Source organism: Georgenia deserti (assembly GCF_042680605.1).
Lineage (GTDB): Bacteria > Actinomycetota > Actinomycetes > Actinomycetales > Actinomycetaceae > Allobogoriella > Allobogoriella deserti.
On the sequence record NZ_JBHUEE010000014.1, the window covers coordinates 17,829 to 41,163 of the forward strand.

General features: G+C 70.0%; 24 protein-coding genes and 1 tRNA gene. 5 read left to right on the forward strand and 20 right to left on the reverse strand.

What is annotated here, in order from left to right; all coding sequences use genetic code 11:
* Positions 1 to 7: 7 nt before the first annotated feature.
* A complete protein-coding gene (locus ACFSE6_RS18380) occupies positions 8 to 1,066 on the reverse strand; it encodes a hypothetical protein (RefSeq protein ID WP_388010859.1) in 1,059 nt (352 codons plus the stop codon).
* A 209-nt stretch (positions 1,067 to 1,275) separates the two neighbouring features.
* Complete coding sequence (locus tag ACFSE6_RS18385) at positions 1,276 to 1,755, reverse strand: MarR family transcriptional regulator (RefSeq protein WP_388010862.1); 480 nt, start codon at positions 1,753 to 1,755, stop codon at positions 1,276 to 1,278.
* 101 nt (positions 1,756 to 1,856) lie between these two features.
* On the opposite strand from ACFSE6_RS18385, the gene ACFSE6_RS18390 reads away from it, so the two are divergent.
* Positions 1,857 to 2,546: a DUF998 domain-containing protein gene (locus tag ACFSE6_RS18390; RefSeq protein WP_388010865.1), complete on the forward strand. Its 690-nt coding sequence runs from the start codon at positions 1,857 to 1,859 to the stop codon at positions 2,544 to 2,546.
* A 122-nt stretch (positions 2,547 to 2,668) separates the two neighbouring features.
* Here ACFSE6_RS18390 and ispF read toward each other — a convergent pair whose 3' ends face one another.
* The 3 genes from ispF to ACFSE6_RS18405 are packed head-to-tail and all read right to left on the reverse strand — an operon-like array spanning position 2,669 to position 4,427.
* Entirely contained in the window at positions 2,669 to 3,154 is a 486-nt protein-coding gene (gene ispF, locus ACFSE6_RS18395) for a 2-C-methyl-D-erythritol 2,4-cyclodiphosphate synthase (protein WP_388010986.1), read from the reverse strand.
* Between the two features lie 5 nt (positions 3,155 to 3,159).
* Complete coding sequence (gene ispD, locus ACFSE6_RS18400) at positions 3,160 to 3,894, reverse strand: 2-C-methyl-D-erythritol 4-phosphate cytidylyltransferase (RefSeq protein ID WP_388010868.1); 735 nt, start codon at positions 3,892 to 3,894, stop codon at positions 3,160 to 3,162.
* A 50-nt stretch (positions 3,895 to 3,944) separates the two neighbouring features.
* A complete protein-coding gene (locus ACFSE6_RS18405) occupies positions 3,945 to 4,427 on the reverse strand; it encodes a CarD family transcriptional regulator (protein ID WP_388010870.1) in 483 nt (160 codons plus the stop codon).
* A gap of 197 nt (positions 4,428 to 4,624) precedes the next feature.
* On the opposite strand from ACFSE6_RS18405, the gene ACFSE6_RS18410 reads away from it, so the two are divergent.
* Positions 4,625 to 5,137, forward strand: a complete 513-nt coding sequence (locus ACFSE6_RS18410) for a hypothetical protein (protein ID WP_388010873.1) — start codon at positions 4,625 to 4,627, stop codon at positions 5,135 to 5,137.
* A 70-nt stretch (positions 5,138 to 5,207) separates the two neighbouring features.
* On the opposite strand, the gene ACFSE6_RS18415 is transcribed toward ACFSE6_RS18410, so the two are convergent.
* Positions 5,208 to 5,900, reverse strand: coding sequence for a response regulator transcription factor (locus ACFSE6_RS18415; protein ID WP_388010876.1), 693 nt, complete (start codon positions 5,898 to 5,900; stop codon positions 5,208 to 5,210).
* Positions 5,897 to 7,240: a sensor histidine kinase gene (locus ACFSE6_RS18420; RefSeq protein WP_388010879.1), complete on the reverse strand. Its 1,344-nt coding sequence runs from the start codon at positions 7,238 to 7,240 to the stop codon at positions 5,897 to 5,899. Before ACFSE6_RS18420 ends, ACFSE6_RS18415 begins: the two co-directional genes overlap by 4 nt.
* A gap of 188 nt (positions 7,241 to 7,428) precedes the next feature.
* Here ACFSE6_RS18420 and phoU point away from each other — a divergent pair, with 188 nt between their 5' ends.
* On the forward strand, positions 7,429 to 8,109 hold the full coding sequence (gene phoU, locus ACFSE6_RS18425) for a phosphate signaling complex protein PhoU (RefSeq protein WP_388010882.1): 681 nt from the start codon (positions 7,429 to 7,431) through the stop codon (positions 8,107 to 8,109).
* A gap of 115 nt (positions 8,110 to 8,224) precedes the next feature.
* On the opposite strand, the gene ACFSE6_RS18430 is transcribed toward phoU, so the two are convergent.
* From ACFSE6_RS18430 to tmk, 7 genes are all read right to left on the reverse strand, one after another.
* Complete coding sequence (locus ACFSE6_RS18430; RefSeq protein WP_388010885.1) at positions 8,225 to 8,962, reverse strand: phosphoglyceromutase; 738 nt, start codon at positions 8,960 to 8,962, stop codon at positions 8,225 to 8,227.
* Between the two features lie 80 nt (positions 8,963 to 9,042).
* A complete protein-coding gene (locus ACFSE6_RS18435) occupies positions 9,043 to 9,369 on the reverse strand; it encodes a histone-like nucleoid-structuring protein Lsr2 (protein ID WP_388010888.1) in 327 nt (108 codons plus the stop codon).
* A 145-nt stretch (positions 9,370 to 9,514) separates the two neighbouring features.
* Positions 9,515 to 9,685 (reverse strand): hypothetical protein, encoded by a 171-nt coding sequence (locus tag ACFSE6_RS18440; protein WP_388010891.1) that lies wholly within the window; start codon positions 9,683 to 9,685, stop codon positions 9,515 to 9,517.
* A gap of 458 nt (positions 9,686 to 10,143) precedes the next feature.
* Positions 10,144 to 10,216, reverse strand: a tRNA-Thr gene (locus ACFSE6_RS18445).
* 87 nt (positions 10,217 to 10,303) lie between these two features.
* Positions 10,304 to 11,872, reverse strand: coding sequence for an alpha/beta hydrolase (locus ACFSE6_RS18450; RefSeq protein WP_388010894.1), 1,569 nt, complete (start codon positions 11,870 to 11,872; stop codon positions 10,304 to 10,306).
* 64 nt (positions 11,873 to 11,936) lie between these two features.
* Positions 11,937 to 13,106 carry a DNA polymerase III subunit delta' gene (locus ACFSE6_RS18455; protein ID WP_388010896.1) on the reverse strand — a complete coding sequence of 390 codons (1,170 nt, stop codon included), beginning with the start codon at positions 13,104 to 13,106 and terminating at the stop codon, positions 11,937 to 11,939.
* Positions 13,103 to 13,780, reverse strand: a complete 678-nt coding sequence (gene tmk / locus ACFSE6_RS18460; RefSeq protein WP_388010899.1) for a dTMP kinase — start codon at positions 13,778 to 13,780, stop codon at positions 13,103 to 13,105. Before tmk ends, ACFSE6_RS18455 begins: the two co-directional genes overlap by 4 nt.
* Positions 13,781 to 13,838: 58 nt before the next feature.
* Between tmk and ACFSE6_RS18465 the strand changes: the two genes are divergently transcribed.
* The gene (locus tag ACFSE6_RS18465; protein WP_388010902.1) at positions 13,839 to 14,459 is read left to right on the forward strand and encodes a mycothiol-dependent nitroreductase Rv2466c family protein; all 621 of its coding nucleotides are present in this window, start codon (positions 13,839 to 13,841) and stop codon (positions 14,457 to 14,459) included.
* A gap of 44 nt (positions 14,460 to 14,503) precedes the next feature.
* Here the strand turns inward: ACFSE6_RS18465 and ACFSE6_RS18470 are convergent, their stop codons facing one another.
* The 6 genes from ACFSE6_RS18470 to ACFSE6_RS18495 form a co-directional block, all read right to left on the reverse strand.
* Positions 14,504 to 15,532, reverse strand: a complete 1,029-nt coding sequence (locus ACFSE6_RS18470) for a Gfo/Idh/MocA family protein (RefSeq protein WP_388010905.1) — start codon at positions 15,530 to 15,532, stop codon at positions 14,504 to 14,506.
* Positions 15,533 to 15,616: 84 nt separating this feature from the next.
* Positions 15,617 to 15,880: a hypothetical protein gene (locus ACFSE6_RS18475; RefSeq protein WP_388010908.1), complete on the reverse strand. Its 264-nt coding sequence runs from the start codon at positions 15,878 to 15,880 to the stop codon at positions 15,617 to 15,619.
* A 14-nt stretch (positions 15,881 to 15,894) separates the two neighbouring features.
* Positions 15,895 to 16,179, reverse strand: coding sequence for a hypothetical protein (locus tag ACFSE6_RS18480; protein WP_388010911.1), 285 nt, complete (start codon positions 16,177 to 16,179; stop codon positions 15,895 to 15,897).
* A gap of 2 nt (positions 16,180 to 16,181) precedes the next feature.
* Entirely contained in the window at positions 16,182 to 18,941 is a 2,760-nt protein-coding gene (topA, locus tag ACFSE6_RS18485) for a type I DNA topoisomerase (RefSeq protein WP_388010914.1), read from the reverse strand.
* 108 nt (positions 18,942 to 19,049) lie between these two features.
* Positions 19,050 to 19,931 carry a phosphatase PAP2 family protein gene (locus ACFSE6_RS18490; RefSeq protein ID WP_388010917.1) on the reverse strand — a complete coding sequence of 294 codons (882 nt, stop codon included), beginning with the start codon at positions 19,929 to 19,931 and terminating at the stop codon, positions 19,050 to 19,052.
* A gap of 193 nt (positions 19,932 to 20,124) precedes the next feature.
* Complete coding sequence (locus ACFSE6_RS18495; RefSeq protein WP_388010920.1) at positions 20,125 to 20,979, reverse strand: SDR family oxidoreductase; 855 nt, start codon at positions 20,977 to 20,979, stop codon at positions 20,125 to 20,127.
* 365 nt (positions 20,980 to 21,344) lie between these two features.
* On the opposite strand from ACFSE6_RS18495, the gene ACFSE6_RS18500 reads away from it, so the two are divergent.
* Positions 21,345 to 23,225, forward strand: coding sequence for a BCCT family transporter (locus tag ACFSE6_RS18500; protein WP_388010923.1), 1,881 nt, complete (start codon positions 21,345 to 21,347; stop codon positions 23,223 to 23,225).
* Positions 23,226 to 23,335 lie beyond the last annotated feature (110 nt).

Genomic DNA, 23,335 nt, shown 5'->3' on the forward strand with positions numbered 1-23,335 from the left:
CGTCCGCTCATGATTCAGGTTTCCGCTTTCGGCGTCGGTAGCGCGCTGGTCGTGGCACGCCGAGGAGATCCGGCACCGGCCGGAACGACGCCCGGGCGGAGAGCGGGAACGCCGACGCGAGACGCTGAATCGTCCGCGGGAGGCTGCGAAGGTCCCCGGACACGAACCGCCGGAACGTATCCCCTCGCTCGCGGATCAGGTCCTCACGTTCTTTCTCCCTGACGAGTTCGCGCTGACCGAGCTCGCCGCCGTACTTCAGCTCGCCGTCGAACTCGGCGTGCACGATCCGCGTCACCTGTCCGTCCACGACGCGCCACGCGAGGTCGGTGAAGAACGTCCGGCCACCGACGTCGATGCGGTACTGCGTCAGTGGCGGCGGGAACCCGTGCGCGACGGCGATCCACCGGAGCACCGACTCCGCTGCGGACTCGGCGTACGCGTCAGCATGGGTGATCACGGCGCGGGCGCGGCGAACACCTCGCCTTCCGCCCAGCCCGTCGAGCCGGGCAAGGAGTCGCACGCGGGCGGTCTCGACCCGGGAGTCGGACTCCTCCCGGTGCCACTTGTCCGGGTCGCTGAGCAGCGCGAGACCGGAGTCGACGATGACCATGGCATCACGCGGCTGCAGGAACCGCGCACAGTCGACGAGGGTGCGCTCGAGCGAGGTCACCGCCAGTCCGTCGACCTGGCAGACGTCATGATCCGGTACCGAGAAGCTGTGCCGGCGCACGTCCCGCGAGCGTGCCCGAGTTGCGGTGTTCTTCTGGACGACGTCAGCGCCGGTGGGCAGCTGCCACACCCGGCAGCCGTGCAAGAGGGCTGCGGAGACCAGGCAGAAGAGGTGCGCGGACCGCAGCTGCCGGTCGAGGGCGTGACACCGGGCCTTCTCATTGCGCTCCCGCATCCGCCACCGCGCCTCCTCCGGATCGGGTCGTGCGATCCACGCCCCGGCTCTCAGCTTCTCGACGGCGCCCGCGTGGCGTGCCGTCCGGATCGAGGTGCTGCCGTAATCGCGCGTGAGGAAGACCTGCAGATCCTGGTCACCGGGCTCGTGGTCGTCAGCCATCGAGACACAGTGGCCTCCCGTACCCGCCTCGACGTCGGGGGGTGTGGACGGCACGGCACCGAATGGCGCGTGTGGAAAGCGCCGACCCGTACCAGGCGGTCCCCCCCACACGCCGAGAGCGGACAGTTGAGTCAAGAGCGGATGTTCAAACGTCCGCTATTGACTCAGGTTTCCGCTCTCGGTGGGGACGCCGCCAATTCTTGCGGGGCTCAGCTGTCGTCCAGCAACCCGGTTGCCCGGCTGGTCGCGCGCGTCGCACTGTCCAGGAAGAAGGCGATGGCCTGCTGGGCATCCTCGTCGAGCCCAGCCAACGCTGCATCGAGCTCCTCACCGAGCGGTACGAGCGACCCGAAGAGTTCCGGCAGGCGGTCCGCGAGCCCGCGGACCATCACCGTGCGGCGGTCACCGTCCGAGCGTTCGCGTGCCACCCACCCGGTGGACGCCAGCCGGTCGACGATCCCGGTGGTGGTCGGCGGCGGAAGGTGCATCTGCCGGGCCAGTGCGCCGATGCTGATCGAGCCATGCCGATGGACCAGGTTCAGGCATTGCAGATCGACCGGCCGCATGCCGAGGTGTGCGCTGAGGTGGTGACCGAAGATCGCGAGCTGGACTTCGAGTTCGCGGAACCTGTCCTTGACCTGCCAGGGCAGCGAGTCGCCCCGATTGATGTCCGGAACCGCGTCACCCACGCGCCCATCTTGGCAGCCTCTCATACCTTTCGGTTTCCGAAATAATTGGTTAAGCTCGTGATCGCGCTCGACTCCGAGCCGGGATGAGAAGGACGGGGACCATGGCCACCACCGACAGCACGAAGAACGGCTTCGACACCGCGGCAGCCGTGACCCGTTCCATGCTCGGCTGGGGCCTGGTGGCCGGACCGTTCTACCTGGTGTTCGGCATGATTCTCGGCCTGACGCGGGAGGGGTTCGACTTCTCCCGGCACGCCCTCAGCCTCCTGATGCTGGGCGACGGCGGATGGCTGCAGGTGCTCAACCTCGCGCTGACCGGGGTGATGACGATCGTTGCGGGGTGGGGGCTGCGGCGAGCTCTGACCAGGAAGGGCCGCGGCGCCGGCATCGCCGTCATCGTCGCCGGGGCTGCCATGATCCTCGCTGCCGTCTTCGAGCCCGACCCGGTGGCGGGCTTCCCCGACGGCGCCGCGGCCAACGTCACTACCGGCGGCATGCTCCATCTGGTCGCCGGTGGACTCGAGTTCGTCGCCTTCGCCGTCGCCGGACTCCTGCTGGCACCGTTCTTCGCCGAACGCGCCAACCGGGCGGCTGTGACCTGGTCACGCCTCGCCGGCGTCACGATCGTCGCCGCCTTCGTCGTCGGAGCTGCCCTCTCCGCCGGACCGGCGGGCGTCGCCCTGCTGTGGCTCGCGGTGGTCAGCGCCTTCAGCTGGCTGTTTCTCGCCTCCCTGCGGGTCTACGCCGTCGTGCCACACCCGGTGATCGCTCGGCGTAGCCACGCGCCGTGATCCCTCGGCGCCCCCACGCGCCGAGAGCGGACAGTTGAGTCAAGAGCGGATGTTCAAACGTCCGCTATTGACTCAGGTTTCCGTTCTCGGCGGGTTCGGGTGTCCGCTCTCGGCGGGGGCGGTCAGCCGGTGGACCGGGCGAGCAGGGCGGTCGCCACAGCAGCCACGCCCTCGCCACGGCCGGTCAGGCCGAGCCCGTCGGACGTGGTCGCGGACAGTGACACGGGGGCCCCGACGGCGGCGGACATCGCCTCCTCGGCCTCGCCGCGCCTGCCGCCGACGCGCGGCCGGTTGCCGATGACCTGGACCGCGACGTTCTCGACGTCGAAGCCCGCCGCACGCACCCGCCGGACCGTCTCGACCAGCAGCGCTGCGCCGGACGCGCCGGCCCAGACCGGATCGTCGGTCCCGAACTGCGTCCCGAGGTCGCCCAGCCCGGCGGCGGAGAACAGGGCGTCGCAGGCGGCGTGCGCGGCCACGTCGGCGTCGGAATGTCCGGCCAGCCCCACCTCGCCGGGCCAGTCGAGGCAGGCCAACCGCATGGGGCGCCCGGAGGCCGCCTGCGCGAACGCATGCACGTCGGTCCCGATCCCGGTGCGCAGCTGCATGACGCTCACGCTAGCTCGGGCTCCTCGCGGAGCAGGATCTCGGCGAGTGCCAGGTCGCGGCGGGTGGTGATCTTCAACGCACGCTCGTCGCCGGGCACCAGCCAGACCTGCTCCCCGAGCGCCTCGACCAGACCGGCGTCGTCGGAGACCGCCGACCGCTCGTCGGCGGCGAGATGACCTCCCGCGCGGTGGGCGGAGTCGAGAAGGTTGCGGTCGAAGCCCTGAGGTGTCTGGACGGCGCGCAACGCCGTGCGCTGGACCGTCTCGTGCACCGGCGCGGCGCCGTCGTCCCCAGGGTCGCCGGCACGTTTGATCGTGTCGGTCACGGGCAGGGCGGGAACCACGGCGCGGCGTCCGGAGCGAACGGTTTGCTCGACGGCGGCGATGAGATCCGGTGGGGCGAGGCACCGGGCGGCGTCGTGGACGAGAACGACGTCGACGTCGTCATCCAGGGCAGCCAGTCCGGCCGCCACCGAGGCCTGCCGGGTCGACCCCCCGGCGACGACGCGGACCGGCAGATCGGTGCCGGGAACGAGACCACCGGGGAATCGACTACGGAAGGTCTCGAGCTCGGCCGCCGGGACGGTGATGACAATCCCGGCGAGGCACGCCGCCCGGGCGAGGCCACGCGCGGCGCGAACCACGAGCGGTTGTCCACTGAGATCGACGAGCCCCTTGGGGACGTCGAGACCGAGCCGAGTACCCGACCCGGCGGAGGTGAGGACGGCGACCGACGTCATCTCAGGCGGTCGGCCGGTAGCCAGAACTCACGCGGTGCTGCAGGGCGAGGTCAGGACGCGAGCACGTCGTCCAGGATGGCCTCGGCCTTGTCCTCCTCCGTCTTCTCCGCCAGCGCGAGCTCCGAGACGAGGATCTGACGGGCCTTGGCGAGCATGCGCTTCTCACCGGCGGACAGACCGCGGTCGGTGTCGCGGCGCGAGAGGTCCCGCACCACCTCGGCGACCTTGATGACGTCACCGGAGGCGATCTTCTCGACGTTCGCCTTGTACCGGCGCGACCAGTTGGTCGGCTCCTCGGTGTACGGCGCGCGCAGGACGTCGAAGACCTTCTCGAGCCCTTCCTTGCCGACGACGTCGCGGACGCCGACGAGATCGACGTTCTCCGCGGGGACCTGGATCGTGAGATCGCCCTGGGCTACTCGGAGGTGAAGGTAGGTCTTCTCCTCGCCACGAATCACTCGGGTGGAGATGTCTTCGATGAGCGCGGCCCCGTGATGGGGGTAGACGACAGTCTCGCCGACAGCGAAGGTCATTGTGTTGTGCTCCTCGGTCGTGAAGGCCTCCAGTCTACCACGCCGAAATGGCGTGATTCTGCGGCTCCCACAGCCCCGCACTCGTGCGGGAAGCACTCTCCGGACGTGCGTGGCGCCGCCGTCTGGGACCTCTCAGGTAATCTCGCTCCGGGAGGGCCGAGCGCCGATCCCCGATCCCCGCCCGAAGGAGAATGTCCGTGCCCCGCACTGCTCGCACCCGCCTGGTCGCCCTGGGCGTCGGCGCCGCGGCCGTCACCGCACTGGCCGGCGGCTGCGCGGTGATGAACCCGATCACCACCGCCCACCCGTACGCGCCGAGCGACGGCATCAGGGTCCCGCTCAATCAGGCCCTCGTGGTGGAGAACCTCATGGTGCTGACCGACGGCGACGGCACGTCCGGGCACATCCTCGGTGCCGTGGTGAACCGGTCGAACGAACCGGCGGAGGTCTCCCTGACGATCGGGGAAGGCGGTAGCCCGATCCCGGTCCGGATCGACGCCCAGGACGAGGTCAACCTCACCAACGCGGGCATCACGGCCGAGTCGCTCGAGGCCGAGCCCGGAGCCGTGGTGCCGTCCGTCGTCAGCAGCGAGAGCAGCGGTGACATGACGGTGCAGGTTCCGGTGCTGGACGGCACGATCCCGCCCTACGACGACTACCTCGAAGCCGTCGAGAACGGTGAGGAGTGGACGCCGACCGCCGCCGAGTGAAGGTCAACGGTGCGGCCGTCGTCGCCCGTGACCGTCGACTCCCGCTGCGCCGTGTCCCGGTACCCCGTGATCACTCTTCCGGCGTGACGAGCTTGTAGCCGAGGCCGCGGACGGTCTGCAGCATCGTCGGATGGGCGGGGTCCTCCTCGATCTTGGCGCGCACCCGCTTGACGTGGACATCCAGCGTCTTCGTGTCGCCGACATAGTTCGAGCCCCAGATGCGGTCGATGAGCTGGCCGCGGGTGAGCACCCGGTCGGGGTTGCGCAGGAACAGCTCGAGCAGCTCGAACTCCCGCAACGGCATCGGCACCAGCTCGTCGTCGACGCTCAGCTCGTGCCGGTCCACGTCCATCCGCACGCGGCCGACGCTGAGGACCGACGGTTGGGAAAGGTCGTCCTGAGCGCCGCCACGGCGGAGCACGGCGTGCACGCGGGCGACGAGCTCGCGGTAGGAGTACGGCTTGGTCAGGTAGTCGTCCGCTCCGATCTCCAGTCCGACGACCTTGTCGATCTCGCTGTCCTTGGCGGTGAGCATGATGACCGGCACGTTGCCGCGCTGGCGTAGTTGGCGGCAGACCTCGGTGCCGGACAGTCGGGGCAGCATGAGGTCGAGGAGGACGATGTCGACGCCGCCCCGGTCGTACGCGGTGAGGGCGTCGTGGCCGTCGGCGACCGCGATCACCTCGTAACCGTCACGCTCGAGCTTGAAGGTGAGGGGCTCCCGGTACGAGGCCTCGTCCTCCACGAGCAGGATCGTCGTCATCGGTAGGTGTCCTCCATCGTCGTGCGTCCGGCGCGCACGGTACGCCGGGCGGTCCGGTCGGCCTCGCGGGCCGGCTCGTTGCGGTCGTTCGTCGCCTGGTTCGTCGATCCGTCCCCGGGTCCTGCCACCCGGCGGCGCCCCTCCGGGGCGGAGGGAGGCCCGGCGGGCTCCTGGTTCGCGGGGTCCTCCTCGCGCTCGGCCGCCCGCGCGTCCTCGGCACTCGCGTACGCCTCGGGCAGCACGATGGTGAAGGTCGAGCCCTTGCCGGAGGTCGACCAGAGTTCCACCGTTCCCCCGTGATCGTTGACGATGTGCTTGACGATGCTCAGGCCGAGGCCGGAACCGCCGGTCTCACGCGAACGGGCCTCGTCACCACGGAAGAACCGCTCGAACACCCGGTCCCGTTGCTCGGGCGCGATCCCCTTGCCCTGGTCGACGACGGCGATGCGTACCAGGGCGTCGTTCCGGGAGACGCCGACGGAGACCCGTCCCGCCGGGCGGGAGTACCGGACCGCGTTGTCCAGCAGGTTACGTACCGCCGTGGTCAGCAGGGCACTGTCGCCGTAGACCTTGAGGCCACGCGTCCCTCCGTGCACCAACGTCACACGGCGGGCCTCCGCCTCGACACGTACCCGATCGGTCGCCTCCGCGACCACCTCGTCGACGTCGACGAGCTCGGCGTCGACCAGCGCGTCCGGCTCCTGCAGCCGGGAGAGCTCGATGAGCTCCTGCACGAGGGTCGCCAGCCGGGCGGACTCCTTGCGCATCTGGTCGGCGAAGTGCCGCACGGTATCGGGTTCGTCCGCCGCCTCGGTAATGGTCTCGGCCAGCAGCGACAGGGCGCCGACGGGCGTCTTCAGCTCGTGGGAGACGTTCGCGGTGAAGTCGCGCCGCATCTCCTCCAGCCGCCGGGCCTCCGTCCGGTCCTCGGCGAGGACCAGGACACGGCCGTGCCGCAGCGGTGCGACGCGCACGTCCATCCGCAATGTCGCCCCGGCGTCCATCGGCCCGCGGGCCAGGGCGACCTCCGCATCACGGATCTCTCCGTCCCGGCGCAGTGCGGTGACCATGTCGCGGATCTCGGCGTGGGCGAGCACGTCGTTGCGCACCAGGCCGAAGGAGTGTGCGGCCGCGCTGGCGCGCTGGACCTCGTCGTCGGGCTCGAGCACGACCACGGCCTGCGGCAGGACGGACAGCACCGAGACGACGTCGTCGAGACCGTCGCCGTCGCCCTGGTCGTGCCCGCGCCGCTCACGCTCGCTGAGCAGGAACGCGATGACTCCGGCGGCGACCACGAGCAGAGCCAGCAGCACGATGCCGAGGATCTGCCAGAGCTCCATACGGGTCAGCGTATGCCGCTCGATCGGCGTTCACCGACCCCACCCGGGCGGGACACGTGACGTTCACCCCGGCGCCACCGGTCGTACACGGCCAGCCACTTGGCTACGGTTGGCACAGGAGTACCGTTCGCGGCGCGGTGCGGGGCACCCGGCCGACGGCGGACAGTCGACCGCGCAAGGAGCCCGCGATGCGAGAGATCTTCAAGCAGGAAATCGAACAGCTCGGCCTGGACCTGGCGAGCATGGCCGAACAGATGTCCACGGCCATCGGCAAGGCGGTCACGGCGCTGGAGCAGGCGGACCTGGCGCTGGCCGAACAGGTCATCGACGCCGACGAGAAGATCGACGCGATCCAGCACAACATCGACGAGCAGGCCGTCTCGCTGCTGGCTCGCCAGCAGCCGGTGGCGACCGACCTGCGCGTGGTGATCACTGCACTGCGCATGTCCTCGACGCTGGAGCGGATGGGCGACCTCGCGCGGCACGTCGCCGACGTCGCCCGGGGCCGCTACCCGGAGACGGCCGCCCGCGGTGCCGGTCATGACGTGCTCATGCGGATGGGGCGACAGGCGGTCAACGTCGGAGACCAGGTGGTCCGCCTCGTCAACACCCAGGACCTCGATCTCGCCGCCAGCATCGAGTCGGAGGATTCGGTCCTCGACCAGCTCCACGAGGAGTCGTTCCAGGTCGTGCTGGACGAGACGGTCGAGCTACCGCGCCAGGAGATCGTCGACGTCGTGCTGCTCGGCCGTTACCTGGAGCGGTTCGGCGACCACGGTGTCTCGATCGCCCGGCGGATCTCGTTCCTCGTCACCGGAGACCTGACCAACGCAGTGGCGACGGAGACAAACGGCACCGACGTGCAGTGACCCCTGACCCGCCCCCGACCGCGGGGCCGGAGCGGGCCGACGACGAGCCGGGCCGGTGGATGCAGGCGATACCTGCAGCCACCGGCCCGGCCACGTCTCGGGCGCGCGTCGTCGCCTACCGGCCCTGGTTGGCCACAGCCGCGATGGCCTCCTTGGCCGCCTCAGGGTCCAGGTAGCGCCCACCCGGCTGTGTGGGGGTGAGATTCTCGTCCAGCTCGTACACGAGCGGGATACCGGTGGGCACGTTGAGCCCGGAGATCGTCTCGTCGTCGATGCCGTCCAGGTGCTTGATGATCGCACGCAACGAGTTGCCGTGCGCGGCCACTAGCACGACCTTTCGGCTCTTCAGGTCCGGGACGATCGCCTCGTTCCAGTACGGGAGGGCACGCTCCAGAACGTCCTTGAGGCACTCCGAACGTGGGATCGGCTCGCCGGCGTAGCGAGGGTCGGCGTCCTGGGAGAACTCGGTGCCGGGCTCGATCTCCGGCGGCGGAACGTCGTAGGAACGGCGCCAGAGCATGAACTGCTCCTCACCGTACTCGTCGCGGATCTCCTTCTTGTTCTTGCCCTGCAGGGCGCCGTAATGGCGCTCGTTCAGTCGCCAGTGACGATGGACCGGGATCCAGTGACGGTCGGCCACGTCCAGCGCGAGGTTGGCCGTGGAGATCGCCCGCCGCAGCAGGGAGGTGTGCACGATGTCCGGCAGGACGCCGGCATCGACCATGAGCCGACCACCAGTCAGCGCCTCCTCGGTGCCCTTCTCGGACAGCGGGACGTCGACCCAGCCGGTGAAGAGGTTCTGCGCGTTCCAATCGCTCTCGCCATGACGGAGCAGTACCAGGGTGTAGGTCATGGTCCCATTCCACCACGAGGACCACGACGGCCGGCCACCCGTGCGGGCGGCCGGCCGTCAGTGAGTTCGCGCGAAGGTGCTCAGCCGTTGGCCTTCTCGTAGGCCTGGCGAACCTCGGCCGAGATCCGGCCCCGTTCGGAGACCTCGTAGCCGTGCTTGCGCGCCCACTCGCGGATCTTGCCCGCGTCCGAGCTCGAACCCGACCGGGAGGACCGGCGGGCGTTGCGGCGTCCGCCGGCACGGCGTGCGTGCCCGACCCACTCGGAGAACGACTCACGCAGCGCCTTCGCATGCTCCTCGGACAGGTCGATCTCGTAGGTGACGCCGTCGAGCGCGAACGTGATGGTCTCGTCCGCCGAGGATCCGTCGATGTCGTCGATGAGCTGGACTTGCACCTTCTGGGCCATGTGTTCTCCCCTGCATCACGTTAAGTAGCTCATTTCTCGGGTACGCACGGCCGTGTGTTCCCCGACGTGTCACCAGCGTAATTGTTTCGCCCGCAATTGTCATGCCGCACTCACTCGGAGGTAACTATGCGAGCGCGGTCGGTAACTATTCGGTCGCGCGCCTGGGCTGCGTTTTCCTCACCTGCGCAGCGTCCTGGCGGTCCTGCTCGCGCAGGGCGGCGCGCTCTTTACGGTCCGCGGTGACGATGGCGCGGATGGCCACATAGAAGAGAATTCCGGTCCCGATGGACGGGACGAGCGCCACCAGATAGTCCACGCTGGAAGTCTACGTCCAGCACCCGTGCGGCGTCGTGGCGAGCGGCGAGCATTGTGGGCAAGCCCTCACCGCGCTGGGAGACATCGCAGTGCCGTAACGGGCGCGTCCTCTCCCCAGACGAGCGCCGGCGTGCGGACTCCGGGTCAATACATCACTGCCAATGCACCGACGTTGACCGCCCGGTAAGCCCACCGAATGCGGCACCTGCTGGGACCGTGCTCCAAACGGACAATACGTTCGACAATGCGGCGCCCTACCCGACACGTCACGACCGATACGCCGCATCGGCGTCCAAGCTGCGCGAACATTTCCTCGTCACGGCGCGATCGCTGATCGGACGAAATGTTCACGCTGCATGTTTTCTGCTGCCGCCGTCGTCCGGCTCGGCGCCGCCGGACTAATGGGGACACGGCGGAATAGACAGCGACGGCCCGGCACATGGTGCCGGGCCGTCTCGGAGCCGCCTGTGGGAATCGAACCCACGACCTATTCATTACGAGTGAATCGCTCTGCCGACTGAGCTAAGGCGGCACGACGCCGAGCGGCGTCTCAGCGCAGATCACTCTACAAGCCCCGTGGCAGGGTCTTCAAAGCCTGGGACCGTGACACGTACGACACTCAGCACATGGTGCCGTCCTCGGGGACGACGCCGTCGATGAGATAGGCGTCGACCGCCTCGGTGACGCACGCGTTGGAACTGCCGTACGCGGTGTGCCCCTCGCCCTCGTAGGTGAGCAGTGTGCCGCTGGCGAGCTGCTCGGTCAGGCTCTCGCTCCACCGGTACGGCGTCGCCGGGTCACCGGTGGTGCCGACGACGAGGATGGGGGCCGCGCCGGCCGCCTGCACCGGTCCTTCGACGCCGTCACCGTCGACCGACCACGGCTCGCACAACAGGTCGCCGTAGGACAGCGACGGGCCGAAAGTCGGAGCAGCCTCGGCGAGATCCTCTGCCTCGGAGCGCCACTGCTCGAGGTTGCCCCGTACGGGGTGATCCAGGCAGTTGATCGCCCAGTTCGCCTCGGTCGAGTTGTCCCGGTAGCTGCCGTCCTCGGTCCGTCCGGCCTGGAAGTCGGCGAGGAACATCAGCTGGGATCCGTCGGACTGACCGATCGCCTGCTCGAGGGCGCTGGTCAGCACCGGCCAGTTCCCGACGTTGTACAGGGCGGTGAGGATGCCGGACAGCGCCAGCGGAGCCGTGAGCTCGCGCCCGTCGGCCGTGGGCAACGGGTCCTCACCCGCGAGGTCGAGCAGGGTGCGGATCTGCTCCATGCCGTCCTCGACGTCGCCGTCGAGCGGACATTGCGGTCCCGCCTGGCAGTCCTCCACGTACGCCCGCAGCGCCTGCTCGAAGGCTTCGGCCTGGTCTCGCGAGATCTCCGAGGCCGTCAGACTCGGGTCCATCGCGCCGTCGAGCACCATCCGGCCGACCCGCCCCGGGAACGTCTCGGCATACACCGACCCGAGCAGCGTGCCGTAGGAGTAGCCGAGGTAGTCCAGGTCGTCCTCTCCCAGGGAGGCCCGTAGGACGTCCATGTCCCGGGCCGCCGATCGTGTGTCGATGTGCCGCAGGACTGGCCCGGAACCCGCAGCGCATCCCTCGGCGATGCGCCGCGCATCCGCCCGGAAGTCCGCAATTCCCTGCTGGGTGTCCATCTCGTAGTCGGCCGCACGCAACTCGTCGAGTTCGGCGTCGCTGACGCAGTCGACCGGCGCGGACTCGCCGACACCGCGAGGATCGAACGCGACGACGTCGTACCGGGCGAGCAGGTCGCCGGAGAACATCTGATCCACGGTGGTGAGCATCTCCAGGCCGGAACCGCCAGGGCCGCCCGGGTTGATCACGAGCGATCCCAGAGATTCCCCGTCGGCGCTGCGCCGCTGGACGGCGAGCTCGATCGTCTCGCCGGCCGGCTCGGCGTAGTCGACCGGGACCGTGACGGTGGCGCACTCACGAGCTCCGCACTCCTGCCAGTCGAGCTGCTGACCGTAGTACTCCGCCAGCTCGGCCGGTTCGGGATCGGGCTCTGGCTCGCCCGAGGAGGATTCCTGTTCCGCAGCTCCGCTCCCGCGCTCCTCGCCGCCGGTGGGCTCGACACGATCCATCGGCGTCGGGGACGAGCAACCGGTCAGGACGGCGACCGCCGCGGCGACGGCAGCCAGTGACGTGGTCAGCGGGACTCGGCGCACCCGGCCACGCTACCTGGCACCCGCCCCGGCCCCCGAACAGGCGGCCCGGCCTGTGGACAGCCCGTCAGCCGGCCTGCGGGCGCAGCGCCACCATCATGGCCTCGACGGCGAGCAACGGCGCGACGTTGGCCTCCAGCCGTTCCCGTGCGACGCCCACCGCGTCCATCCGACGCACGGTCTGCTCGGGCGTGGAATCCGCCGCGAGCCGCCGCACCTCCCGCTCGAGGTCCGTGTTGACCAGGTCGACCCCGGCCTCGAGCTGGACCACGAGGACGTCGCGGTAGAGAGACAGCAGATCGACCATGGCGCGGTCGAGTACGTCGCGCTGCGCCCTGGTGGCACGCCGCTTCTGCTCGTCCTCGAGTTGCCGGACCTGGGTGCGCAGGGCGGGCGGTAACCGTGATCCCGCCTCGGCTCCCAGGCTGCGCAGGAGTTCGGCCTTCTCCTCGGCGTCGCGCTCCTCGGTGGCCGCCTTGGCGTCCGCGTTCGCAGTCTCGATGAGCTCCGCGGCGGCGAGCACGGCGTCGCCGACACCGCGGATCCCCGCCGGGACGGCAAGCTGGCGGCGTCGGCGTTCCCGCGCCTCGGGGTCCTTCGCCAGCCGCCGAGCCAACCCGATGTGCGACTGCGTCGCCCGCGCGGCGGCGAGCGCCACGTCCGGGTCGAGGCCGTCCCGGCGGACCAGCAGGTCGGCCACCGCCCCGGGGGCCGGAACGCGCAGGTGGACGCCGCGGCACCTCGAGCGGATCGTGGTCAGGACGTCCTCCGGGCTCGGCGCGCACAACAGCCACACGGTTCGCGGGGGTGGCTCCTCGACCGCCTTGAGCAACACGTTCGATGTGCGCTCGACCATCCGGTCGGCGTCCTCCATGAGCATCACGCGGTAACGGCCGCGCGCCGGGGAGCGCTGGGCCTGAGAGACGAGGGGCCGGATCTCGTCGATGCTGAAGACGACCTTCTCGGTGCCGATCAGCGTGACGTCGGCGTGAGACCCGGACAGCGCCGTCGTACATTCATGGCAGCGGCCGCAGCCGGGCTCGTCCGGATCGCTGCACTGCAGCGCCGCGGCGAACGCACGGGCGGCGACCGAGCGGCCGGACCCGGGAGGACCGGTGATCAGCCAGGAGTGCGTCATGCTCGCGTCGCCGCCGCCGGCCTGCCGGGAGGCGAGCACCGCCTCCTTGAAGGTCGCCACCGCCGCGTCCTGCCCGACGACGTCGTCCCAGACGCTCATCGGGCAGGCTCCGGCAGCATGGGCCTGAGGTGGTCACGGACGGCGTGATGGACGTCCTCCGGAGCGGCCGCCGCGTCGACGACGAGGAACCGGTCCGGATCCGCTGCGGCGAGGTCGAGGAAGTGGTGTCGCACGCGGATGTGGAAGTCGAGCGACTCACGCTCGAGCCGATCCGGCGTGCCGTGGCGGCGCTGCGCACCGATCGCCGGGTCGAGGTCGAGCAGCACCGTCAGGTGAGGGAGCAGGCCGCGGGTGGCCCACAGGTTGAGCCCGCGGATCTCCTCCGGGCCGAGGTCCCGTGCGGCCCCCTGATAGGCCACCGAGGAGTCCAGGTAGCGGTCCGTGACGACGACGGCGCCGCGTTCCAGCGCGGGCAGCACCAGGTGGTGGACGTGGTGGGCCCGGTCGGTCGCGTAGAGCAGCGCCTCGGTGCGTGGGTCGACGTCGTCGCCGTGCAGCACCGCCTCACGCAGCACCCGACCCAGGTCGGTGCCGCCGGGTTCGCGGGTGAGGACCACTTCGTGACCGAGGTCGGTCAACCACCGCCCCAGCAGGTCGCGCTGGGTGGTCTTACCCGCGCCGTCCCCGCCCTCGAGCGAGATGAAGCAGCCCGCGAGTTGCCCGGCCGCACCGGAAGCCAGCGCCGGTATGCCGGCGGGAACCTCAGGACTCACGCGGTCAGAGTAGTCGGACACCACGACACGGCGCGCCGACGGGGCTACCGTGGACGGCATGACCGGGCGGACGACGGCGGAGTTCTGGTTCGACCCGTCCTGTCCGTACACCTGGTTGACCTCGCGATGGTTGGTGGAGGTCGCACGGGTCCGACCGGTCGACATCCGCTGGCGCCTGATGAGCCTGTCGGTGCTCAACGAGGACCGGGAGGACGATCCCGAGGGAGACTCAGCGGGTTACCTGTGGGTACCCGTGCGAGTGTGCATGGCCACATTGAGCGAGCACGGCGAGGCGGCGCTCGCCCGCCTGTACGCGGCCATGTGGACGACGGCGCGCACGGGCGACTGGCTCGGCGACCTGTACGCCGCGTTGCGTGCCGCCGACCTGCCGGAGTCCCTCGCCCATGCGGGGGGTTCAACGGTGCACGACGCCGCGGTCCGGGCCTCGCACGCGGAGGCGATCGCGCAGCTGGGTGAGCACGTCGGCACACCAGTGGTCCGGACGACAGGGCCCGAGGGTAGCTCGACCGCATTCTTCGGCCCCGTGATATCACGAGTGCCCACCGGCGAGGATGCCGGGCGGCTCTGGGACGGGGCGGTACTTGTCGCGGCCATACCGGGATTCCACGAGCTCAAGGGCGGCCCACACGCGGAACCGGAGCTCGACCCGACGTACTGACACTGCCAGTCGACGCCCGCCGCAGGCCGCGACTCCGGCCATGCCTACTCCCCCGGGTAGACCACCCCGAGCTGACGGCGGACCTCGTCCATGATCTCCATGACCTCGACGGTTGCCGACCAGGGCATCACGCCGGACTCGCGCTCGCCGGCGCTCACCCGCCTGGCCACCTCGGCGGCCTGGTACTGGAACCCGCCGGGGGCGGGCTCGCCGTCGGGCCAGGTCCATACCTCGCCGTCGGCGGGCGTGACGGACAGCCGCCCGGGTACGTAGAAGACACCGTCGATGTCGACGCGGCCCTCGGTACCGATCACGGACGCCGCCGTGCGGGTACGCGCCCACATGTTCGCCGTCGCCAGGCCCACGGCGTTGCCGTAAGCCAGGGTGACGGCCTCGTGGACGTCGACGCCCAGCTCGGAGAGCATGCCGACGGCGTGCACCGAACCGGGTCGACCGAGCAGGCTGTGGATGAACGAGATCGGATACACACCGAGGTCGAGCAACGCGCCTCCGGCCAGTGACGGCTCGCGCAGCCGTTCGACGTGCGGCAGCCGCTGGCCGTGATCACCGTGCACGGCCAGGATCTCCCCGAGCCGGCCGGAGACGACCAGGTCACGCAGGGCCACCATGTGCGGCAGGAACCGGCTCCACATCGCCTCCATCGCGAACAGGCCCTGCCGCTCCGCGACCGCGAAGACCTCACGCGCCTCGGCGGCATTGCGGGTGAACGCCTTCTCGACGAGGACCGGCTTGCCGGCCTCGAGGGCCTGGATCGCGTGAGCATGGTGGTGACTGTGCGGTGTGGCGACGTAGACGACGTCGACCTCGGGATCAGTGACCAGCCCGGCGTAGGAACCGTGCGCGCGCGCCAGTGCGTGCGTCTGGGCGAACGCCTCGGCCCGTGCGAGGTCCCGCGACCCGACGGCGACCACCTGCTGGGCGGACAGCGCCGGGACCTCGCGGGCGAACCGTCCGGCGATGCCGCCGGCCCCGAGGATCCCCCACCGCAGCGGCGGTGCCTCACGGGGGTCGGGAGGTGTCTGCAGGTGCGTCCGCGTCGCCAGGGTGCTCATGTGCCCCGAATCTAGCGGGGTCGAGCCCATGCCACGGGCGGCATTCGATCCGCGGGATGCCGGCGGGCGGCTGCAGGATGAGACTCAGTCGGTGCCGCCCCGATGCGGCGGCCTGTTGTCCGGGGTCGGCCGTCGTGGCCGGCGACGACCTCGTGCCGGCCGCCGTAACCGCTGCGCAAGGATGCTGGCCAGGCCGAGCAGGGCGACCATCGCACCGATGAGGCGGGGTGCGTCGAGGATGCCAGTGAGGTACAGGATCACCACGGTCACCCCGGCGGCGAGCAGAAGCACCCCGAGATAGCCCAGCCGTCGGTCCGGTCCCCGCCGGCCTTCCCTGAGCCTGCTCATGCCCAGCCCTTCGCTCAGCGGAACTTCGACATCGGGTCGTAGCCCTCGCCGGTCTCGGTCGGGTCGCTCGAGGGCGCCGCCCCGTCCCGGAGACGCCGCTGGTGACGCAGCAGGTAGGACACGACCACGAGGCCCCCGACAACCGCGACCACAGCCACCGCCGCGACGAAGATTCCCTGCTCGATCACGCCGATGGCGAAGAGCACCACGACGGCGGCGAGCACAGCTCCTTCGATCACGGCGAAGGTCAGGAAGAACCGGGTGAGCCGCTGACTGGCTCCGTCGGGACCAGCACTCATCGTCATCCCTTCTTCGCTGTCGACCGCGACCGTGTCCCGCCCGAGCTGCGCCGGCGGGCGGGCTTCTTGGCCGGACCACGAGCGCGCTTCTCGGCGAGGAGCTCGTAACCACGCTCGGGAGTGATCGACTCGACGTCGTCGTCCCGGCGCAAGGTCGCGTTGGTCTCGCCGTCGGTGACGTACGGGCCGAACCGTCCGTCCTTGACGACCACGGGCTTGCCCGAGGTCGGGTCCTCGCCGAGCTCCCGAAGGGGCGGCCGCGAGGTCGCGCCGCGGCCACGCTTGGGCTGGGCGTAGATCGCGAGGGCCTCCTCGAGCGTGATGTCGAAGATCTGCTCCTCGGTCTCCAGGGACCGCGAGTCCGTCCCACGCTTGAGGTACGGCCCGTACCGGCCGTTCTGCGCGGTGATCTCCACGCCGTCGGGGTCGGTGCCCACCACGCGCGGCAGGGAGAGCAGCTTCAGTGCCTGGTCGAGGTCGACCGTCTCCATCTGCATGGACTTGAAGAGCGAGGCGGTGCGCGGCTTGGGCCGGGCCGGCTTCTTCTTCGGCTTGGGCTTGCCGTTCTTGTAGTACTCGGTGGGCTGCGCGTCGAGGTGGGCCTGGATCTGCTCCTCGGTCATCTCCGGGATCACCTCGGTGACGTAGGGCCCGAACCGCCCGTTCTTGACCACGACGGTGTGCCCGGTCTCCGGGTCGACGCCGAGCTCGCGCCCGTCGTCGGCCTGCTTGGTGAGGAGCTCCCGGGCGACGTCGACGGTGAGCTCGTCCGGCGCGATGTCCTCGGGCACGGACGCGCGGCGCTGCTCGCCGGATTCGTCCGGCCCCTCCAGGTAGGGGCCGTAGCGCCCCACCCGCAGGGTGATGCCCTCGCCGATATCGATACTGTTGATGGCGCGGGCGTCGATGTCGTCGCCGAGGTCGGCGACGAGGGCGCGCAGCCCCGGCCGGTCGGCGCCGTCGTCGCCGCGGTAGAAGCGGGCGAGCCAGTCGACCCGTTGCTCGTCGCCGGCGGCGATCCGGTCGAGGTCGGTCTCCATCTCGGCCGTGAAGTCGTAGTCGACCAGACGCGGAAGGTTCAGTTCGAGCAGTCGCACCACGGAGAAGGCGAGCCAGGTGGGCACCAGGGCCTGCCCGCGCCGGTCCACGTAGCCACGGTCGGTGATCACGGAGATCGTCGCGGCGTAGGTGGACGGGCGGCCGATGCCGCGTTCCTCCATCGCTTTGACCAAGCTCGCCTCGGTGTATCGCGGCGGCGGGGTGGTCTCATGCCCTTCGGCGGTCACCTCGTCGGTGACGACGGCGTCACCCTCCTTCAGGGCCGGCAGGCGGGCGTCGTCGCGGCCGGTGTCGTACCGGTCCGCGTCCCGGCCTTCCTCGTAGGCGGCCAGGAAGCCGCGGAAGGTGATGACGGTGCCGGAGGCGGTCAGTTCGGCGCGGGTGGTGTTGCCGTCGGCGAGGACCGGGTCAGCACCGAGGCGGATCGTGGCGGTCGAACCACGGGCATCGGCCATCTGAGAGGCGACCGTGCGCTTCCAGATGAGGTCGTAGAGCTTGAGCTCGGTGGGGTTGAGTCGACCGGCCACCTGTCCTGGCGTGCGGAAGGAGTCTCCGGCAGGGCGGATGGCCTCGTGGGCCTCCTGCGCGCCCTTGGCCTTGCCGTAGGTGCGCGGCTTGTCATTGACGTAGTCCTGGCCGTACAGCTCCGCGGCCTGGCGGCGGGCGGCCGAGATCGCCTGCGAGGACAGCACCGGCGAGTCGGTACGCATGTAGGTGATGTAGCCGTTCTCGTAGAGCGACTGCGCCGTACGCATGGTCTCCCGCGAGCTCATCCGCAGCTTCCGTGAGGCCTCCTGCTGCAGCGTGGAGGTGGTGAACGGGGCGGCGGGGCGGCGCGTGTACGGCTTGGTCTCCATGGAGACGACGTGCGCCGGGACCTGCTCGAGGGCCGTGGCGACCTCGGTGGCGACAGTCTCGTCGAGATGCAGCGTGCCGGCTTTCTCGGCCGAGGCCTTCAGCGCGCCGTCGTCCCCGAAGTCGCGGCCGGTGGCGATCTTTTTCCCGCCGAGCGTGACCAGCCGGGCCCGGAACTGACCGCTGTCCGACGGGTCCTCGGCGGAGGTGCCGGTGAACGTGCCAGTGACGTCCCAGTAGGAGGCGGCACGGAAGGCCATCCGCTCGCGTTCGCGCTCGACCACCATCCGGGTCGCCACGGACTGCACGCGACCGGCGGAGATGCCGGGCTTGATCTTGCGCCACAGCAGCGGGGAGAGCTCGTAGCCCACCAGGCGGTCGAGGATGCGACGGGCCTCCTGCGCGTCGACCAACCGGTCGTCGACGTCGCGGGTGTTCTCCAGCGCGCGTGCGATCGCCTCGCGGGTGATCTCGTGGAAGACCATCCGCTTGACCGGAACCTTGGGCTTGAGCACGTCGAGGAGGTGCCAGGCGATCGCCTCGCCCTCCCGGTCCTCGTCCGTGGCGAGGTAGAGCTCGTCGGAGTCCTTCAGCGCCCGCTTGAGCTCGGTGACCTTCTTCTTCTTGTCCGAGGCCACCACGTAGTACGGCTCGAAGTCGCCCTCGACGTCCACGGCGAACTTGCCGAACGGTCCCTTCTTCATGTCCGCCGGCAGCTCCGAGGGCTGCGGCAGGTCACGGATGTGGCCCACGCTGGCCTCGACGTCGAAGTCGTCCCCGAGATAGCCACCGATGGTGCGCGCCTTGGCGGGCGACTCGACGATCACGAGCTTGCGGGTAGTGGCCACACGGACCTTCCTTCTGGTGGTGGTCGCTTCAGGGACCGGGACCCGCTGACGGTACCTCGTCACCTCACGGGTCCGCAGGCGCGCGGATCCCTCCGGACAGCGGCACGCTCAGCCGCGGGGACGTGGCGAGGCCGGCCTCGGACCGGCGAACCAGAGCGCGACGAAGGCCGTCAGGCACGCGACCGAGAGGACCCCGACGCTCGCGCCACCGTACGCGATCAGCAGCTCCGCGCGGCTCGATCCGTCGCTCTGCGTGGTGAGCATGAGGCTGAGCAGGGCGGCGAAGCCGGCGGCGAGGCCGACCACGAGGAAAAGGCGGCGGGTGTAGCGGTCCGCCGCCACCATCCATGACGGCGTACCCGCCGGCACCGGGTCCCCGCCGATCCGCAGGACCGCGCTGACGAGCACTATCCAGGCCACGACGACGAAGAAGGCGGCGACGACGTCGCTGGCACGGTGCCAGCCACCGATCATGGTCGAGATCCCCGTGCCACCGGCGTAGGCGAAGCCGAGCAGGGTCGCGAGCCAGCGCCACCGCGGGACGGTGGCGAGCAGCGCCGCGGCGCCGACCGTCGCGGCGACGGTGGTGTGCCCGCTGGGCAGAGAGTTCCAATGCATCTGTGCGGCGCCGGTGAAATCCGGCCGCTCGAGAACGTGGTACTTCAGCACCTGGGTGGTCACGTTCGCACCGGCCACGACGACGGCGACCGCGAGCGCGTCCCGGCCGCGGCCTCGGATCAGCGAGATGGACATCCCGACGACGATCACGACGGCGAGGAACGGCACCGAGACGACGTCGAGGATCTGCTGGGCGCTGTCCTCCAGCCGGGTCCGCCCGATCGAGGAGCCCTCGTAGGCCACCTGTTCGAGACGCTGGCCGCCGGGATGGTTGACGAACACCCACCACAGAAGCAGCACCGCCCCGGCCGCCGCGGCGGCGAGGACGAAACCGGCCGCCCGGCGGCCACCGTCGCGCGTACCTGGGCTCACGCGGCCACAGTACGGCCGGCCGGCCGGTGCGTGGTCGCGACCCGGCCGCTCGTTCCTCGCTCGGGTTCGTCAGAAGACCGGACTCGACTGGCCTTCCTCCTCACCCTCCGCTCGTTCCTCGCTCGGGTTCGTCAGAAGACCGGACTCGACTGGCCTTCCTCCTCACCCTCCGCTCGTTCCTCGCTCGGGTTCGTCAGAAGACCGGCTTACCGCCGGTGACGCCCAGCACCGTTCCCGAGACGTAGCTCGCCTCGTCACTGGCCAGGTAGACGAACGCCGTTGCCACCTCGATCGGATGGCCCGCCCGGCCGAGCGGAGTGTCCGAGCCGAACCCGTCCACCTTCTCGCCGTCGAAGGTCGAGGGGATGAGTGGTGTCCAGATCGGACCGGGGGCGACGGCGTTGACCCGGATGCCGCGGGGACCGAGCTCGGCCGCGAGGTTGACGGTGAGATTGTTCAGCCCCGCCTTCGTCGCGGCGTAGTCGATGAGCCGGTCGGAGGGCTGGAAGGCCTGGATCGAGGTGGTGTTGATGACGCTCGAGCCGGCCCCGAGATGTGGGGCGGCGGCCTTGGTGAGCCAGAAGGTCGCGAAGACGTTGGTGGCGAAGGTGCGCTCGACCTGCTCACCCGGGAAGTCCTCCAACGCCTGGTGCGCCATCTGGAACCCGGCGTTGTTGATGAGGACGTCGAGTCCGCCGAGCTCGTGCACCGCCCGTGACACAAGCTCGACGTTCGCCTGCTCCGTGCGCTGATCGACCGGGCAGAGCACACAGCGGCGGCCGGCGGCCTCCACGTGGCGCTGCGTCTCCTCGGCGTCGGCCTGCTCCTCGGGCAGGTAGGCGATGGCCACGTCTGCCCCCTCCTTGGCGAAGGCGATGGCGGTGGCCCGCCCGATGCCCGAGTCGCCGCCGGTGATCAGGGCACGTTTGCCGACCAGTCGGTCCTTGCCGACATAGGACGTCTCGCCGTGGTCCGGCGCAGGTTCCAACTCGGAGGTGCTGCCGGGCCAGGTCTGATGCTGCGGGGGGATCGCGCTGAGATCGCTCATGCGCCTCATCGTGTCGTGCGCGCCCGCCGCGCGCACGCGGAGCCCGCCGCGCCCGCAGCCGCGAGTACGGTGGCGGCCGCGTCCGGTGCGCCGCCGCGCGGGAGCAATTCAGCGAACAATCTCACATGTTGGTGTAATTTCCAGGCAAAACAGGAAAGCGACGTGCCACCGGCTTTCCGCTTCAGGGCACCGCAAGGTCGCCTCGTGACACGCTGCGACGTTCCTGCGACGGCGAGCGAGGGGCTGGCCGGACGGAACCGGCCCTCGTTACGGTCTGGGGCGGACTTTTCCCGGCGGCTGCACGGCGGCTCGCCCCGAACCGTGCCGTGACGGCGCGGCCGGAAGACCCCGACCGAGGAGATTCGATGAGCGAACAATCGCAGAGAACGGCCGAGGCGGCCTCGCCGCCGCCCGGCGAGCGACGATCCCGCCTCATTGCGGCGCCCCGGATCTTCTGGCCCGCGGCCATCATCATCGTCGCGGCGGTGCTCGTCGCCTTCTTCTGGCCGGACCGCACGGCGGCGGCGCTGGACACCGCCATGTACGACGTCGTGGCCGCCCTCGGGCCCTGGTTCGTCATCGTCGTCGCCGGCTTCATCATCTTCTCGCTGTGGATGGGTCTGAGCCGGTTCGGTGACATCAAGCTCGGCAAGGACGAGGACTCGCCGGACTTCTCGCTGTTGTCCTGGTTCGCCATGCTCTTCGCCGCCGGCATGGGCATCGGTCTGGTCTTCTGGGGCGCGGCCGAGCCTCTGGAGTACTTCACCAACCCCAAGCCGCCGCTCTCCGCCGACGCCTCCGCCGGCGTCCGCGCCGAGGCGGCGATGAACCAGACGTTCCTGCACTGGGGCTTCCACGCGTGGGCGATCTACGCTGTCATCGGTCTCGCCCTCGCCTACGCCATCCACCGCCGCGGGCGGCCGGTCTCGATCCGCTGGGCGCTCGAACCGCTGCTCGGCGACCGTGTCAAGGGCTGGATGGGCGACACGATCGACGTCATCGCCGTCATCGGCACCCTGTTCGGCGTCGCGACATCGCTCGGCCTCGGCGTCCAGCAGATCTCCGCCGGCCTGACGTATCTGGGGCTCATCCCCGACAGCCAGATCAACGCCGAGGGCCGGGCCGAGAACACCGTCCTGGTCATTCTCATCACGATCATCTCGCTCATCGCCCTGACCTCGGTCCTCACCGGCGTCGACAAGGGCATCAAGTGGTTGTCCAACGCGAACCTCGGCATGGCCGGCGTGTTCCTCGTCGCGCTGCTGCTGCTCGGCCCGACGCTCTACCTCTTCCGTGACCTCGTCCAGTCGATCGGGGCCTACCTGCAGGACGCCGTCGGCCTGACGTTCAACACCTCCACTTACACCGGCGAGGCCGGCCTGTCCTGGCAGCGCTTCTGGACCGTCTTCTACTGGGGCTGGTGGATCTCCTGGGCGCCCTTCGTCGGCGTCTTCATCGCCCGCATCTCCAAGGGCCGCACCGTCCGGGAGTTCATCGGCGGCGTGCTGCTCGTTCCCACCGCCATCACCTTCGTGTGGTTCACCGTCATGGGCGGCGGCGCCATCCGCCGCGCGTGGGAGGACGGCATCGGCGGTCTGTGGGACCCCGACTACCTGCCGACCGTCGGTGAGCAGCCGGAAGAGGTGCTGTTCAACTACATCGACGTCGTCCACTCCTCGGACGTCGTCTCGATCATCCTGGCCGTCGTGGCGACCCTGCTGGTGGCGATCTTCTTCGTCACCTCCTCCGACTCGGGCTCGCTCGTCGTCGACATGATCTCCTCCGGCGGTGACCCGGACCCGCCGCGCTGGAGCCGCGCGATGTGGGCCCTGCTCGAAGGCGCGGTGGCGATCACGCTGCTGCTCGCAGGCGGCGGGGGCCTGACGGCCTTGCGCGACGCCGCCATCCTCACGGCGATCCCGGTCTCCGTGGTGATGGTCGGTATGTGTATCGCGACCTACCGCGCGTTCAGCGCCGAGCACTCCGTCCTGCTCCGCGCACAACGGCGGCAGCGCCGCGAAGAGCTGCAGCGCGAGCTCCAGGACCGCATGCAGCCGCACGTGGAGCAACACGTCGAACAGCACGTGGAGAAGCAGTTCGACGAGCGCTTCGACGAGCGCTTCGAGGAGGCCATCTCCGAGGTCACCGAGAGCAACGGCGGCAGCCTCGGCTCCGGCAGCTCCGGCTCGCGCGGCTCCGGGACCTCCGGCGGGCAGCGGATGTCACGCTTCCGCCGACGCCGGTAGTCCGCTCCGGCCCGAGGCGACGAGGTTGCCGGATCCGGTGAGTCATCCACCGGGTCCGGCAACCTCGTTCTCGTCTCACGGGGCACCGGCTGCCGATGCCGTGACCTGCG

What these genes read in the sequence shown, in the direction of transcription:
- ACFSE6_RS18455 (WP_388010896.1), bottom strand. Translation starts at nt 13,106, where the DNA reads ATGAGCGTCTGGGACGACGTCGTCGGGCAGGACGCGGCGGTGGCGACC.
- ACFSE6_RS18500 (WP_388010923.1), top strand. Translation starts at nt 21,345, where the DNA reads ATGAGCGAACAATCGCAGAGAACGGCCGAGGCGGCCTCGCCGCCGCCC.
- phoU (WP_388010882.1), top strand. Translation starts at nt 7,429, where the DNA reads ATGCGAGAGATCTTCAAGCAGGAAATCGAACAGCTCGGCCTGGACCTG.
- ACFSE6_RS18480 (WP_388010911.1), bottom strand. Translation starts at nt 16,179, where the DNA reads ATGAGTGCTGGTCCCGACGGAGCCAGTCAGCGGCTCACCCGGTTCTTC.
- ACFSE6_RS18465 (WP_388010902.1), top strand. Translation starts at nt 13,839, where the DNA reads ATGACCGGGCGGACGACGGCGGAGTTCTGGTTCGACCCGTCCTGTCCG.
- ACFSE6_RS18405 (WP_388010870.1), bottom strand. Translation starts at nt 4,427, where the DNA reads ATGACCTTCGCTGTCGGCGAGACTGTCGTCTACCCCCATCACGGGGCC.
- ACFSE6_RS18380 (WP_388010859.1), bottom strand. Translation starts at nt 1,066, where the DNA reads ATGGCTGACGACCACGAGCCCGGTGACCAGGATCTGCAGGTCTTCCTC.
- ACFSE6_RS18470 (WP_388010905.1), bottom strand. Translation starts at nt 15,532, where the DNA reads ATGAGCACCCTGGCGACGCGGACGCACCTGCAGACACCTCCCGACCCC.
- ACFSE6_RS18390 (WP_388010865.1), top strand. Translation starts at nt 1,857, where the DNA reads ATGGCCACCACCGACAGCACGAAGAACGGCTTCGACACCGCGGCAGCC.
- ACFSE6_RS18435 (WP_388010888.1), bottom strand. Translation starts at nt 9,369, where the DNA reads ATGGCCCAGAAGGTGCAAGTCCAGCTCATCGACGACATCGACGGATCC.
- ispF (WP_388010986.1), bottom strand. Translation starts at nt 3,154, where the DNA reads ATGCAGCTGCGCACCGGGATCGGGACCGACGTGCATGCGTTCGCGCAG.
- ispD (WP_388010868.1), bottom strand. Translation starts at nt 3,894, where the DNA reads ATGACGTCGGTCGCCGTCCTCACCTCCGCCGGGTCGGGTACTCGGCTC.
- ACFSE6_RS18475 (WP_388010908.1), bottom strand. Translation starts at nt 15,880, where the DNA reads ATGAGCAGGCTCAGGGAAGGCCGGCGGGGACCGGACCGACGGCTGGGC.
- ACFSE6_RS18415 (WP_388010876.1), bottom strand. Translation starts at nt 5,900, where the DNA reads ATGACGACGATCCTGCTCGTGGAGGACGAGGCCTCGTACCGGGAGCCC.
- ACFSE6_RS18430 (WP_388010885.1), bottom strand. Translation starts at nt 8,962, where the DNA reads ATGACCTACACCCTGGTACTGCTCCGTCATGGCGAGAGCGATTGGAAC.
- ACFSE6_RS18420 (WP_388010879.1), bottom strand. Translation starts at nt 7,240, where the DNA reads ATGGAGCTCTGGCAGATCCTCGGCATCGTGCTGCTGGCTCTGCTCGTG.
- ACFSE6_RS18495 (WP_388010920.1), bottom strand. Translation starts at nt 20,979, where the DNA reads ATGAGCGATCTCAGCGCGATCCCCCCGCAGCATCAGACCTGGCCCGGC.